This is a genomic window from Thermogutta sp. (genome assembly GCF_039793925.1).
In the GTDB taxonomy this organism is placed as follows: domain Bacteria; phylum Planctomycetota; class Planctomycetia; order Pirellulales; family Thermoguttaceae; genus Thermogutta.
This window is the reverse complement of record NZ_JBAMME010000019.1, coordinates 1-14,144: the sequence shown is the minus strand read 5'-3', so window position 1 is coordinate 14,144 and position 14,144 is coordinate 1. Positions and strand designations below refer to the sequence as shown.

The window sequence follows — 14,144 nt, the reverse complement described above, 5'->3', positions numbered from 1 at the left end:
GTGGCAAGCGGGGGACCTGGGTTCCTTTGCATTTCCCTGCCCCATATGGTTTTTTGGTTGAGCCAGCGAATTTCTTGCGGGTTCCTTTGCTTGGCGTCGAGGATCTCTCTCCACACCGCAGCCCTTCCTCGTGAGGAAAGCAAGCTGACGATCCGTTGCCAGGACTCTGGGTCTTCTGTCCACCATGTTGCGTCAATGATCTGTAGTTTGCCGCCGGCGAGGACGAAAAGAGGGTTGCAAAGGGAATAGTTGAGGCACAGGACCGTTTCGACACCGTGGGCCCTGAGCTTCGGAAGAAGCTGGTTGAGCGCTGGACTCGTGTAACCAGTCCCTGGGTTGGACATGAGGAAGCTCAAAACCCGTTCATGATAAACGCTGTCCCTTACGCCAAGGCCTACGATGGCTGCAAAGAAAAGAGCAGCTAAGGGTTTCCAAGGAACTCGAGAGACGGCGAAGAAGGAGAGAAAGAGAAGGATTGGGTAAAACGGCAGATAGTGCCACGGACGAGTCAGACCAGGGATGGCGATAAAACAGAAAACGCCTACCAGAGCACCAGTAAAAAGACTCCAAAAGAGACTGCTCGCGGTAACTTTGCGGAACAAGGTAACAAGGCACATCAGAAGAGGGATTGAGACAAGAAATGGGAAAAGCAGCAGGGAAAAATGTTGGGGCCACTTTCCTGTGAGAACAACAGCCTCATGTCGCCCGGTAAGCGCAGCAAATAAGGAAGGAAAGAAACGTGCCGCCCGCTGCATCACGGGGAGCGACGGGCCAGCAGTATTAGCCAGCAATTCGTTGAAGCCATTGGACGCGAAATAAATAACCCACGGTAGGAGGGGTAGAGCAAGAGCCCCGAGCGTTGCTGGCCGCAGGAGGAGCTTGGTTTGCTTGGTACGAAGAGCCAGCAATGCCACCGCGGTGATGCCTACGACAGCAACCGGGGTATTCGTGATCTTGTCTGTCACGAGGAGGGAAAAGCAAGCAACGGCGCTTACAAGAGCTCCTTCGGTGTGGGCGGTAGCGAACCGCGCCAGAAAGCCAAGACCCATGGCGATGAGAATCCAGGCCACGAGAAACGGGCCGTGGTCGGTTGGGACGAAGGTCGTTGTGGCCGGCAAAGCCCACGGTAGGAGGAGGGATAAGGCCGCCAACTGGCGGCTGACGGGTCGCAGCGCCCAATACATGGCGGCAAGGAAGAACGCGAAGAGCGCAACGTTGGCGCTGCGCAGGGAAAGGGGTGATGTACCGAAACACGCGATCCAGGGGACGAGGAGGTAGGTTTTGATGGCCCCTTGGTAGGGTCCGGAAACGACCGGCAGCGCTAGCCTGCCCACCGGCAGGGAGTACGCTCGCCGCCAGCACTCTCCGCGGAGGAGGCTCACGGCCTGAGGGGCATTCCAGATTTCGTCGTGGTAAAAGGAATAATTCTTGACCAACACGCCCGTAGCTCGTATGGCTGGAACCATACCTAGCAGGAACAGAAGCAAAAGGGCGAAAAACCCCGTAATCTGCCGCCAACCTCTCCTGCCCGAGGAACTGGGGTCGGATAAGGAAACCGTATGACCGTTGACCGTCACCGGCTGGTTGTTCATGAAGCACCTCATGGTCGGAACAAATGCCACACGTCGTCGCCTACCGTAACGCGTCCTCGGGTCTTCTGTACCGATGGGGAACCCATGGTCGTCCCCATTTTTCCTCGAAGAGGCGGCGGTTTTCTGCAAACAAGGAGTCGTAAGCATCCTTAGGCATGCCTTTGAAGGCTGCCTTGCCCTCGTGGTGCACGAAAACATCCTCCACGCACACGACTTCGAAGCCTGCTTGCCGCATGCGCAAAGCGTAGTCGTCGTCCTCGAACATGCCAATGCCGAACCGCTCGTCCAGCTCCCCCACCTTTTGGAAAACTTCCCGCCGCATGGCCGCACAAAAGAGAGCGGCTACGGGAATTGGTAAATACTTTCCATCGTTGTCCCGGCAGTGGCTCAAAGCCCACTGAGGCATTTCTGCCAAGGTCTTGTAGCCTACAGGAATTTGCGCTTCGTTTCCGATCCAGTTCGTTACCGGCCCTACGAGCCCCCAATCAGGGTGGGCCACGAGGTGCCGCACGAGGCGGGCAATCCAGCCTGGGGGAACAACGGTGTCGTTGTTGAGGAAAACGAGGAATTCGCCGCGGGCTTGGCGAAGGGCTTGATTGTTGGCGGCGGCAAAGCCGAGGTTGCGGTCGTTGAGGATAATGTGCACGCGGCTATCTGTCCGTGCGAGCTCCTGAAGGTAGGGAGCGGTGCCGTCCGAGGAGGCGTTGTCCACGACGATAACCTCCAGGTTGGGCCAGGTACGGTCCGCGAGAACGCTGGCCAAGCACTGCTGGGTGAGGTGGAGATTCCGGTAGGTCACGACGAGAACCGACACCAGCGGAAATGCCTTCTCGACGGCTGGCTGCAAGAGCTCGAAACGTTTTTCCCAAGTGTGGTGGCGCGCAAAAGCTCGGCGTCTTTGTTGGGCTTCGGGGGAGTCGCTCGCGACGGCTCGGCGAATGGCGTCGGCCATCTCCTCGGGTTTTTCGGCAAACCACACGAGACCTTCTGCAGCAAAGGGCTCCAGCTCGGGCAGCGGGACCGAAACGAGGGGTCTTTCTGCGGCCATGATTTCGAAAAACTTGACGGGGTTGGTAGCGTTGGTGAGCTCGTTGCGTTTGAAGGGGATCACGAGGACGTCCATGTGGGCAACGTACTCGGGAAGCTCGCCGTAGGGAACTTCCCCTGTAAACGTCACGTTGGGAAGTCCTTGAAAGGGTGCGAGGTCGGCGGTAAAGGTAGACCCTACCAGCAGGAAACGCACCTCCGGCATGATTCGCGCCACGTTAGCGAGAAGCTGGGAATCGAACCAATCGGCAATGGCGCCGTAGTAGCCCACGGTGAGGGTCGGTGCATGGCGAGGGGCGGGAATCTGGGCAAAGTGCTGCCAATCGCAGGCGTTGGGGACAAGCAGCACCTTGGAGTTGTGTTTTTCAGCCACGTCCTTCAAGAGGCGGGAGGAGACCACCACCAGGTCAGCATGGCCCAGGAGGTCGTCTTCGACCTCCAGCATCTCCGGGCGATTGGTGGAAAACCCGGCGTGGTAGTCCATGCAGTCATAAATTACCGGCCAGCCAAAGCGGCTGCGCAAAAGCTTCGCCAGGGGCCACCAAAAGGGGAGTTGGACCAGGACGGCGGTTCCCGTCAACTGCCAATCCCGCCGGAGGTTGTCGAGGGAGAGCAAAAGCTGCTCCGCTGCTTCCGGGCTGAGAGCGTCCTGGTACACGTTGAGCTTGGGGCCGGCGAGGCTCACTTCGAAGATGTTGGGCCCTTTTTCTACCACCTTGAGCTGGCGCCCGAACTTTTGGCCAACGTAAAACACGCGGTGCCCATGGCGCGCGAACTGCAGCGCCAGCTGCTGCGGTCGCTGAAAACGAAAGTCCCAGTCAATGATGGGCAGAACGACAATATCCAGGAGGGTCGGAATAGGGCATTTCGGTGACGCCGCAACGCCCTCATCCTCGGTCGAGACCGCGATGGGCTGGGCCGCCGGTAGTGCCGGACCCCATGGCGCTGGGGGGCGGGTCTCGCTCGTTTCCGAAGATGCTTGCTCGCCGCGGGACGGGCGCGACAAGGAAGGCCTTTTCCCCCGCAGCCAAGCGGTGAACTTCCAGTAAAAGGAAACGAGCTTGAACGCCCTCGCCCGGGTGATGGAGGTGAGCGCAGCGGTGAGTCGCTCCACCTCCCGCTGCCGCTCGCCGTAGCGGTCCACCAGTTCTCGATAGGCCTGCTGCTGCTGCTCGAGGGCGGCGCCCACGCGCGTCACCTCTTGGTGGCGCTCGGCCAGCTGCCCCTCGAGCTCGCGAATCCTCCCAAGGGCGGTGGTGAGCTCGCCTTGGCGCCTCTCTGCCTCAGCGATCCACCGCTCCACCTCTCGTTGCCGCTCGCCGTAGCGCTCGACCAAGCTCCGGTAGTCCCGCTGAACTTCTTCCGCACGGGAGCGAGCCGACAGTAGGTCTCGGACCAGTTGTTGCCACGTGTCCTGCCATCGAGCTAGGCTTTCCGAGGTGATTCGAGCAATGTTCACGGCAACGGACGCTTCCGCGACGGGAGGCAACTTTGGGGCCAAAAGCTCAGGGCTCGCGGCTCGCTGGAGATGGGCGCGAGGGGGCTTTTTCTGTTGGCCACAGGTTCGGTCAAAGGTAGCGGCGTTGATCAAGGCGGTGACGACCTCTGAGGCTGTGGGCTCGGAAGTGGGAGCCAGGGCTCTCCTCGAGTCAGCAGCCACACGAGCCTGTCGAACAGCCCCGGGTATCCCCTCGAGGTTGTCGGTGGCAAAAATCCAGGGGGCAGGAGAGGAGGTCACGTCCCAGTTGCACGCCACCGGTGTCCCAAGGGAGCTCAGCCAGGCGGTGACCCACTCCCCCCAAAGCCGTTCCTCCTCGGAAAAAGCCAAGACAACGGCAAGGTCTGCTGCACGGAGGACCTTGACCAGCTCCTCGGGATCGAGGTGGTGGAAGGAGGTGACCTTGAGAGGGGAGACACCGGGAGGGCGAAGATCCGGCGGCTGCCCGGGACCCAAAAGTACCCAACTGACGTCGGACGCTGCTCCCAGCAGTTCCCACAGGCTCGAAAGAGCCAGGTGGTCGAAACGGGCTACGACGGCACCGCGAGGCTCGGCTACAGCGTCCAGGAGGTGCGTCGGTTCCCCGAAAAGCGCAGGGAAATCCCCTTTCAGGGGAGCGAGGTCTATTTGGGTTTCAGCTTCCTCGCCGGCCCACCGGAAAATGGCGGTCCGTGGTTCGAGAGAAAGCAGGCCCACATGGGCGAGGGGTGCCTCGTTGCCGCTGGCCTCAGGAGGGGGGGAAAGCGCCGGGTCGGGCTTCGGATACGAGAGGGCAAACCGGCCAGGAACGCAAAACCTCCCTTGGGCGTCGTTTCGAAAGGAATGTCCGGCGGCGACAATGGGGCGAAGGCCGCTGCTGGCTAGGGTTTCCGCGACGAGCTGGTGCTGGATCAGCGCCCCGGGGTGTTCCTCCTGACATTTCTGAAGGAAGACAAAGGGCCCAGGCTTGGCTTCGGGTTGCGGCAAGAAAGGCTCGAGAACAGCCTGCCAGCGACGGCGCCACTTTTCGAGGGAAAACGCTTGCGCGGCCTGTCGAGCGTTTTGCGCGAGCCGCCTGCGCAAATCCTGGTCTTCCACGAGCCTGCTGACAGCGTCTACGAGCGCTTTCGGTTCAGGAGCAGCTTGGATCCCGGTGACGCCATCCATGACGAGCTCTGCAAGGCCACCCACGGGGCTGGCGACTACGGCAAGACCACTGGCCATGGCTTCCAGGCAGGAGAGAGAGGTCCCTTCGGCGTGGGTGGTGGGAAAGATGGCGATGTCGGCTTGGCGGTAAATTTCCGGCATTTCTTCGGGCATGACGGCGCGCCAAGCTACCTTACCGGGGTGCGAGGCGGCGAGTTCCTCTGCCAGGACCCGCTCAGCCTCGGTTTCAGGCTGTCCAGCAACGACGACGCGAACGTGGGGGTGCCGAGAAAGGAGCTCCGGAATCATTTCTTTTAAGAGGTAAAAACCGCGAGCCCCCGTCAGGCGGCGAGGGAAGAGAACTGTGATGTTTTTGTCCTCGAGAAGGCTTTCCCGAGGCTTGAAGACATTGCAGTCCACGAAGTTTTGAATGAGGACGAACTTCTCCGCGAGTTCGAATCTCACCGAGCGGAAAAAATTGATGGTGTTGGCGTCTACGGAGACCATGCAGGTGACGTTGGAAACAGCGCGGACTAACCTCTGAACCGTGTTCTCGAAAGTCTTGTCCCAACTCTGGAGCTTCGGATCGTCCCAGTAAATGCCGTGAGACACACCGATGGATGGAGAAAACGCGAAGACCTCCGCCAAGAAAAACGCCAGGTAAATCGTGAGTCGAGGCGGCGCGAGGTTCAGGAAAAAGCTCTGAGAAAAATCCATCATCGAGCGTTCGGCAGGCACGCCGAAAACGGGTATCCCGTGGAAAAAGTGCAGAAAAGCCGTTTCGGCGGGCTGGTAGACCTCGACTTCGTAGCCCATTTCGAAAATGATTTTGGCGAGTTCCATGAGGTACCGTTCAGCACCACCGATGTACGCACGGTGGCCTGAATAGTCGAACGGCGAGGGTAGGGCAATGTAGACGACACCTTCACGAAACTTCTGTTCTCGTCGAACCATGGGCATCACTCCAGGGTGCTCATCTTTGATTGAACCCCCACGTTTTGGCTGCCGCCGGAAAGCGAAGACAAGAGGGACCTCCAGGACTCGATTTCCGGACTTGCCTGCGGGTGCAGGTGACGCCAGGAACGCAATGCCAAAAGGTGGCGTTGCAGCCGTTGGTGGGCCCTTTGCCGGAACAGCGCTTGGGCGTCACGTTGAGCGTGGGGGTGTTCCAAAAGTTCGAGGATTGCCAGCGCAAGCTCTTCCGCGGTCCAGCCTGCAAGGTCGAAGCACCACCGTGACAGGAGCGCATCCTCGAACATTGCTCGTACTTTAAGGTCGTAGGCCAGGCCAACGCACGGGACCAGGGACCGAAAAGCAAAAACCGCGGCGTGGAAGCGCATGGCCAAGACCAGGTCGGCATGGCCAATGACGGCGTCGGCGCGGTAAGGATCGAGCCGCGGCAAGAGATACGCTTGGGAGCGAGAATCCAGGAATCCCAAGACCGATAAAGCCGCTGAGGCATCGTCGGTCCATGGGTGACCTTGGTTTTCCTGAAAAGGGAGGAACAAAAGCGACGCCCCGGTTTTGCAAGCCACAAGGTCGAGAGCTCGGGCGAGGCGCTGGGGAAAGGAGGAGCCCGAGGAGAACACGCTCCAGTTGCGGACGACGAGCACGAGTTTTCTCCCCGGCGGCTCGAACCCTAGGGTCTCGTCCCACAGGGCCTCTGGGCGCGGCCAGCGGTGCGGAAGCAGAAACGCCGGGTCGGCTGTCCATGAGACGTGGTGCGGGTCCAATCCGCACTCCATGAGCAGCGTCAATGACTGGCGGTCGCGCACGGTGACGACGGGGGCAGTGCGGAGCACGCTCCCCACGAGTTCTTTCCCGCTTTGCGAATGGAGTGGGCCAACCCCGACTCCCAGCACCAGACAGGGTTTTCCTAAAGCCGAAGCGGCGGCCACGAGCGAAAGGTACGCCGTAGGGCCATCGGCGTGGTGCGACAGAAGCGCCCGTTTGTCCAAGGCCCACCACTCGTGGAAGAGCCCGCCCCCCGCCAACACGAGGCCATCGGCATGGCGTATCGTTTCCATGGCGGATTCCCAGTCTGGCCACGACACCACGCGGGGAAAGCGAGCCAAAAACCGATCCTTCTTCACGCCGAGGATCACCGGCTCGAGGTCACTGGAGGCGGCTTGCAGGAGAGAAAGGGTGCTCACGAGAATCGCTTCGTCGCCGGTGTTCGAGGTACCGAAGTCCCCCGCGACAGCAAGAAGCGGCTCGTGCGCTGCTGGCCCCAGGGCTGCTTTGCCGGTACGTGGGGAAGAGGAGGCAGTCGTCCTCGCTTCTTGCAGGACCAAGGGTTCAGGGGGCTGCTGCAAAAGCAGCTCGATCCATTGCCGTGCTGCTTCCTGCCAGGTAGGAACACTCTCGGATGCTCGTTTCCGCATGGCTAGCCATTGGCCGGGAGTGGCGAGGTAGCGTTCCAGCCAACGTTCCGCTTCCTCGAGGTCCGGAACTCCATCCCGTACCGGCACGAGAACGCCTGTCTCTCCGTGGCGAACGAACTCAGCGTTGGACCCATGACCGCTGGCAAAGACGATCACCCCCGCAGCCATGGCCTCGGCCGTAGCCAAGGAGTAGCCATCGGCCCAGCGCACGAAGTAGGGCATGAACCCATAGCTGAGCAGCCCGCGGGTGGCCTGCATTTGCGGCAATTCTCCGCAAACATGGACCCAGGAAGGGAGATTCCGGAGACTCCGGGGTTCTTCCTGCCAGAAACCGCGCGATCCGAAAATATCGAGTTGGACAGGCCAGTTCTTCTCGCGGAGGCGGGCCAAAACCTCCAAGACGAGATCGAGCCCCTTGTCGGGATGGGAAAGGAAGACACCTCGCGCCGGCTCGCGCGGCGCCGAGAGCACAGCCGAGGGGTCAAGGCGCTCGGGCACGGCTTCGCCCCGAATCGTCACTACCTGGTCTCGCGGCACGTCCCAAGCGTTCAAGGCACGGTCTGCCAGCCAGCATGACGGGGTCACGACCCAATGAATGGGGACAGGCGGCGGCTCACAGGGAGCGGGTCCGCTGATCCAGAAAACGGAGATTTTTCCCTGCACCCTTCTCGCCTCCTCCTGGCGGAAATGGAGCGTGGCGCCCGTCGTGTAAATGAGTGCGTCGTAGTCGCCCTCCGCTTGCGAAAGCGGTTTAAGGCGCGGGTTACCGTCTTCTCGTACCTGGACCAAGCCGCCAAAGACGTCTACGGTAGCGCCGAGACCAGCGAGAGCGACCGCGAGCTGAAGAATCGCTGCTTTTCCGCCGCGAACGCCCCGAAACTGCAAGTCGTTCAGGCTGAGCCGGATGTTGGTGTCGGGGCAGAAAATGGCGATCCGCATTTGGGGAGGCAGCTGAGGCAAGGGGGAGAGGGCAGCGCTCACGCTTCTTCTCCCGGACTCAGGGAGAAGATCAAGGGCACCTCGAGCGTGCAACGATGGGAAATGCCATGCTCCCAAAGCCCGTCCTCACCCCAACAATCGCCGTGATCGGCGCACACGACGATGTTGGCACCTTCGAATGCGCGGAGGAGTTCCCCGATGTGCCGATCTACCCATTCCAAGCACGCCACCTGCCTCCTCCGGGCCTCGGCTGCATCGTTGGCTTCACCGAACGCTTGAGCGGGGTTGTAGCTTTTGTCCCAGTCGGCTTCGGGGTGCCAGTAGGGAACGTGCGTTTCACCGGCGTTGAGAAATGCAAAGACCTTCGACCCCTCACGGCGGGCGCCAGCCACACGCTCCATAAGCCACCGGCACTGGGCCCGAACATCGGGCTCTGGGAGGTAAAGGAATTCGTGGAAAGGGCGAGTGAGAACGCGTCCTGCGGGAGTTTCAGGGTCGAACCATCTCACCGCTCCAGTGCCGAACGCTCGGTAACCGGCGGCGCGGAACCCCGCGACGATGTTTTCGCCCTGTAATAGGAAGCGGGGCGGGGCGAAACCCGGCGCGCCGGCAGCGTCGAGACGGAAGATCCGCCCGAATTTGGGATTGATGTACGGCTCCCGGCGGGTTGGGTCACCAGGGGTGAAGCCGACGAAAAACGCCGCGTGGGCACCAAAGGTGAAGTGCGACGGCGACCACGCCCTATGGACTTTGCCCAGGCCCTTGAGGTTCGGTGTGGCCGCCTCGCAAAAAGCGTCGTAGCGAGCCGAGTCGAGGGTCACGAAAAGAACGTCATCGCCATGAGCCGGGTGACGCATGCCGCGCGTTATTATAACAGCCTTGGGCTTTAGAATCGCTTCTGGAGCTCGAGGAAAGAAATGGCCGAAAAGATCGTTTGCGTCGCCGGAATGCATCGAAGCGGGACCTCGGCGGTGGCTCGCGTCGTGAATATCCTCGGCTGCTACCTGGGGAACGAGAAGAATCTTTTGCCACCAGCGCCCGATAACCCCAAGGGATTCTGGGAAAACCGCCGGCTCGTGGACATCAACGTGGAGGTTCTCCGCGTCTTGGGGCGGCGCAGCGACGATCCGAGGCTGCCGCTTCCCGCCCACTGGTGGTTGGCGGAGACCCTTACCGATCTCAGGCGCGAAGCAGCCCGCGCTGTGGCGGAGGAATTCGGCGGCACATCGTTCTGGGGATGGAAAGACCCTAGGAACTGTCTCACGCTGCCCTTTTGGCGATCCGTGGTTGGGCCTTTCCACGTGGTTTTTGTCGTCCGGCACCCGTTGGAGGTGGCGAGATCCCTTTGGGCCCGCGGGCGGTACCCTGAAAGCACGGGCCTGTATCTTTGGACATGTTACAACTACCAGATTCTCAAGGATCTCAAGGGAGAGCGTTTACTCGTCGTGGCGTACCCGATGCTGTTGCGGCAAGCGGGGACGACGGTTCGCCGAATTGCAGCTTTTCTGGGAACGCAGCTTACGGATCCTCAGCTCGAGGAAATTGCCTCATTTCTCGAACCTTCCCTCAAGCATCAAACGGCTGGGAATAGGGACTGGCCGCAGGATTTCCCCAGGAGACCCGTCTTGCGTGCATGGCGGTTTTTCCAGTGGTGGCACGGCAGGGAGCTACCGAGCTTCTTAGCTCGGGCCGTCTCTCTCTTCCTTCGCAAAGTGGCGTTGTCCGGTCCTCACGGCCACTCGCCGCGACAGTGACAGCTTTTGACGGGCTCCCGGCACAAATCCGGCGCGACAACCCCGCTCTTGTTGGGTTTCTTTGCCCAAAACGGGCGACGCCCATGGGAACCGGCGGCGTGATAGGCAGGTGTCTTCGCACGTGTTGTTTGTGTAGAAAAAACCGGCGGCCCCTCGGGGCCGCCGGTGATTGCCCGAAAAGCCGTTCGCGCTGAAGCCTCGTTGCTAGGGGCGGTAACGCCTGATGCCAAACCCTTTGGCGGTGAACACGGAGCCCTGAGCGCGGTTAAGGGTAGCGTTGGGACAGTAATTACCCCCGCCGCACCCCCCGGAAATTCCCTGTGCAGCGACGTAGTGGATGAACCGACACGTGGGTGCCTCGGGTGCCACATCGTTGAAAACCGAGGTGCCGCCGGCGGTACAGTCGTAGTTTCCCATTCCGGGCACGGTTCCGCTGGAGGGAATCGGGCCCGGAGCGGTCGCCTTGGCGGTGAAAACCGCCATTTGGGCGCGGGTAACGGGTGAGTCGGGGCAGAAATTGCCACCGCCGCACCCACTGGTGATGGATTGCGCAGCCAGGTAATGGATGAACTTGCACGTAGGCTCGCCAGGAGCCACATCGAGGAACACGGATGTCCCGCCGGAGACGCAGTTGTAGCTTCCGAGTCCGGGAACGGTGCCACTCACGGGAACCGCGCCACCGGTTTTAGCTTTGGCCAGCCAAACGGCCACCTGTCGGCGAGTCATCGGGGAGGTAGGACAGAAGAGCGCGGGGGAACTCGAACACCCCGACGAGACCCCCTCCGCGTAAAGAGCCTCGATGGAACGACGGCCCGGGGAGGTGAGGGTCACATCCTGGAAAAAAGGTTTCCGCAAAATGAAGTCCACCCCGCTGGTGACAGTATTGATAGCGGCTGAAAGGGGTGTTCCGGTGGTCACGTCACATGAAGGCGAGCAGTCAATGTTGGTGTAGAGCTCGAGGACGTAGCCCAAGGGGTTTTCGGCGGCGGCGAAGTACGTTCCTGGGTACAGGCCGGAAACCTGATAGGCCCCGGAACCATCTGTCCAGGCACTGGTGACAAAGCTCCCGGAAGCATCGTAGACGTGAATGACGGTGTTCGGTAGGGGACTACCGGTTCCGAGCTCCGTGACGTGTCCGGAAATGATGCCCAGTCGCGATAGGGAAAAGTCGATTCCGCCGGTGGTGGTGTTGAGGGAAACGGTAATTGCCGTTCCACTGGTCACGGTACAGGGGGAAAGGCAATCGATGCCGGAGTAGAGCTGAGCTACATGGCCGTCGTTGAAGGCCATAAGAAAGTAGCTTCCTGGTTGAAGCCCCGAAATGAGGAAGGTGCCGTTGCTTTGGGTCGTCTGAAAACCTACGTAAGTTCCGCTACTGTCGTAGACGTTGACGAAAGCGTGGGCTATGGGCGCTGAGGAGACGGCGTCGCGCACAGTCCCCGCGATGGCTCCCAGGCGGTCGAGGGCGAAGTTAATGGCGGTCGTCGCCTGCCCCGCGGTAACAGCGATGGGGGTTCCGGTGGTGACGTTGCAGCTAGGGTCGCAGGGAATGTTGTCGTAAAGCTCACTGAGGTAGCCCGGCCCGCTACCGTCGGCACGGGCAAAGTACGTTCCCGGCAACAGATCTCGGACCACATAATTCCCGAATGAGGAATAACCAAGACCTACCTGATTGCCGGAAGCGTCGAACACCTGGACAAGCACCCCAGAAATCGGGCTGCCGGAGGAGGCGGCAGTCACGGTTCCGGTAATGCCTCCGCCCAAATCCAGCGCGAAATCGATGCCGGTGGTGGTGGCATTGAAGGCAACGGTAACAGGGGTTCCGCTGGTGAGGTCGCACGACGGCTGGCAGAGGATGTTATCGTAAACCTCATCCAGGTATTCGGGGTCCTGAGCCCAAACGAAGTGCGTTCCCGGGGCAAGTCCGCCTATGTTGAACGACCCCATCGCGTCGGTGTAGTCGTAGCCGGCAAAGGTGCCGTCGGACTTGAACACCGAAATCGCGGTGAAGGAAATGGGGAAGTGCGTGGCGGCGTCGGTGACCTGTCCGGCAATGGCGCCCATGCGGGGCAGGCTAAAGGAGACCCCTGCCGTTTCTTGTCCCTGAATCACCGCAATAGGCGTTCCGGAAGTGGGATCGCACGTGTTCGTGCAAATGATACCGTCGTAAATGACCGTGGCGTGGTCCGTGGCGAAGGCAAGGGCATAGTACGTTCCAGATTCCAAATCGCTGATCCGGAAGGTGCCGTCAAAGTCGGTAACGGCGTAAGTTACCCATTGTCCACTTTGGTCGTAAACGTTAACGATTGCGGAAAGGGGCGTCCCGGTTACCTGTTCGGTAACTGTGCCGGAGATGCTGCCGGCGGGTTGAAGGGCAAAATCAATGCCGCCAAGGTGAGTACCGTCGCCCAGGACAATGGGCGTCCCGGCGAAGGGGTCGCACCATTCCTCGCAAGGTATGCCTTGATAAAGCTGGTCGAGGTAGCCCTCTTTAAAAGTTCGAAGAAAATATGTTCCTGGCGTGAGCTGTGAAAACTGGAACGCTCCATTGCTCCCCGTGTTGACCCAGTTGTAAAAGTCGTTATCTTTGTAAAGGTAAAGAGCTACTCCTCCCAGTGGCTGTGAGGTCGCAGCGTCAGTCACGGTGCCTGAGATGGTTGCGTAACGTTCGAGGGCGAAGTTGATTCCTGGTGTGGTCGCCCCGTTGGTTACAGCGATGGGCGTACCACTCCAAATGAGGCAGGTACCCTCGCACCAAATTCCCGAGAACACCTCAGGAATATACCCTTGGGCGTCGAAGATATAGGCTACATACGTTCCGGTGGGCAAACCGTTGACCACGAAGGCACCTGTGGCGCTGGTAACGGCTTCACTCTCCAGTTGGTTAGCCTGGTTGACCACTCGAACGATGACGCCGGCGATGGGGTTCCCAGTGGCCGCTTCGGTCACGGTTCCCGAAATGGCGCCGGTCCATGTGGGGCTTTGTCCATGAGCTTGGGCGTTCAGGCCTTTTGCCACCGTCGGGGTCCGTACCGCTGAGATGGAATGCCGCTCCAATTCAGCGAGGCGCGCTTCCACTTCGTGGACCTCCTGGAAGAAAGCACTGATATCTCGCTGGTGGAGACCCCTGAGGGGCAGAACCGACGCCAGGAGCCCTTGCCGGAGCTTCGAAAGCTCGTCGCCCATAAGAGGCGGGGTCGGAGCGTTCCTTTTGGCGGTTGATCCTACCACTTTCTCCAGGTGGGCCAACCGGTGTTCCACCCGAGCGAGGGAAGCTCGGGCCCGGGCCAGGCGGCTGGCCGCATCGGGAACTCCGGCACCGGCAGCGACCAGCGACGACGTCACCCCGATACTCAGTAAACACCATACCGCGACCACCAAGTTCCTTTTCGTTGGACTCATGAGCACCTCCTGTTAGGGCCGGGCCCCGAACCTTTCCTGGGCACCCGCCTGTTTGCGGAAATCCTACCGCGCCCTTCTCAGCTGTCAAGGCTTGGCGTTGCCTTATCAAAAAACAGCCCGCGTTGCCCCTTTTTAAGCTTCCCCAAAGCGCGCGGATGCCTCACTCGGCAATGGGCGCAAAGAGGAGAAAACCGGGAGTGCTTGTCCAAAAGGGGAGGAAAGGCTGGCGTCGCCTGGAGCAAAAAGGCGGGTGTCGAGGAACGCGTCTTCCGGGCGGTACGGAAAACAGCGAGAAAAGGCACGGAAGCATGGGGAGTGAGCTTGGGGGCTGCTCCCCGGGTCAGCTCCCCGCTTCAGATGAGCCCGTCGCACCTCAACGGGCAAAAAAAAGCCGGGCCCGAAG

General features: G+C 60.5%; 7 protein-coding genes. 2 read left to right on the top strand and 5 right to left on the bottom strand.

Going from position 1 to position 14,144, the window contains the following annotated elements:
• The 4 genes from ABJK56_RS01035 to ABJK56_RS01020 all read right to left on the bottom strand — a co-directional run.
• On the bottom strand, positions 1 to 1,592 hold a 1,592-nt coding region (locus tag ABJK56_RS01035), incomplete at its 3' end, for a hypothetical protein (protein ID WP_347242810.1).
• Between the two features lie 40 nt (positions 1,593 to 1,632).
• Positions 1,633 to 6,216 carry a glycosyltransferase gene (locus ABJK56_RS01030; RefSeq protein ID WP_347242809.1) on the bottom strand — a complete coding sequence of 1,528 codons (4,584 nt, stop codon included), beginning with the start codon at positions 6,214 to 6,216 and terminating at the stop codon, positions 1,633 to 1,635.
• Positions 6,217 to 6,221: 5 nt separating this feature from the next.
• Positions 6,222 to 8,627, bottom strand: a complete 2,406-nt coding sequence (locus ABJK56_RS01025) for a glycosyltransferase (RefSeq protein ID WP_347242808.1) — start codon at positions 8,625 to 8,627, stop codon at positions 6,222 to 6,224.
• Positions 8,624 to 9,442, bottom strand: a complete 819-nt coding sequence (locus ABJK56_RS01020) for a sulfatase-like hydrolase/transferase (protein WP_347242807.1) — start codon at positions 9,440 to 9,442, stop codon at positions 8,624 to 8,626. Before ABJK56_RS01020 ends, ABJK56_RS01025 begins: the two co-directional genes overlap by 4 nt.
• A gap of 60 nt (positions 9,443 to 9,502) precedes the next feature.
• On the opposite strand from ABJK56_RS01020, the gene ABJK56_RS01015 reads away from it, so the two are divergent.
• Positions 9,503 to 10,339, top strand: coding sequence for a sulfotransferase (locus ABJK56_RS01015; protein ID WP_347242806.1), 837 nt, complete (start codon positions 9,503 to 9,505; stop codon positions 10,337 to 10,339).
• A 204-nt stretch (positions 10,340 to 10,543) separates the two neighbouring features.
• Here ABJK56_RS01015 and ABJK56_RS01010 read toward each other — a convergent pair whose 3' ends face one another.
• Positions 10,544 to 13,741 carry a carboxypeptidase regulatory-like domain-containing protein gene (locus tag ABJK56_RS01010; protein ID WP_347242805.1) on the bottom strand — a complete coding sequence of 1,066 codons (3,198 nt, stop codon included), beginning with the start codon at positions 13,739 to 13,741 and terminating at the stop codon, positions 10,544 to 10,546.
• A 201-nt stretch (positions 13,742 to 13,942) separates the two neighbouring features.
• On the opposite strand from ABJK56_RS01010, the gene ABJK56_RS01005 reads away from it, so the two are divergent.
• A partial coding sequence (locus tag ABJK56_RS01005; RefSeq protein WP_347242804.1) for a hypothetical protein occupies positions 13,943 to 14,144 on the top strand: 202 nt, incomplete at its 3' end.

What these genes read in the sequence shown, in the direction of transcription:
- ABJK56_RS01030 (WP_347242809.1), bottom strand. Translation starts at nt 6,216, where the DNA reads ATGGTTCGACGAGAACAGAAGTTTCGTGAAGGTGTCGTCTACATTGCC.
- ABJK56_RS01020 (WP_347242807.1), bottom strand. Translation starts at nt 9,442, where the DNA reads ATGCGTCACCCGGCTCATGGCGATGACGTTCTTTTCGTGACCCTCGAC.
- ABJK56_RS01015 (WP_347242806.1), top strand. Translation starts at nt 9,503, where the DNA reads ATGGCCGAAAAGATCGTTTGCGTCGCCGGAATGCATCGAAGCGGGACC.
- ABJK56_RS01010 (WP_347242805.1), bottom strand. Translation starts at nt 13,741, where the DNA reads ATGAGTCCAACGAAAAGGAACTTGGTGGTCGCGGTATGGTGTTTACTG.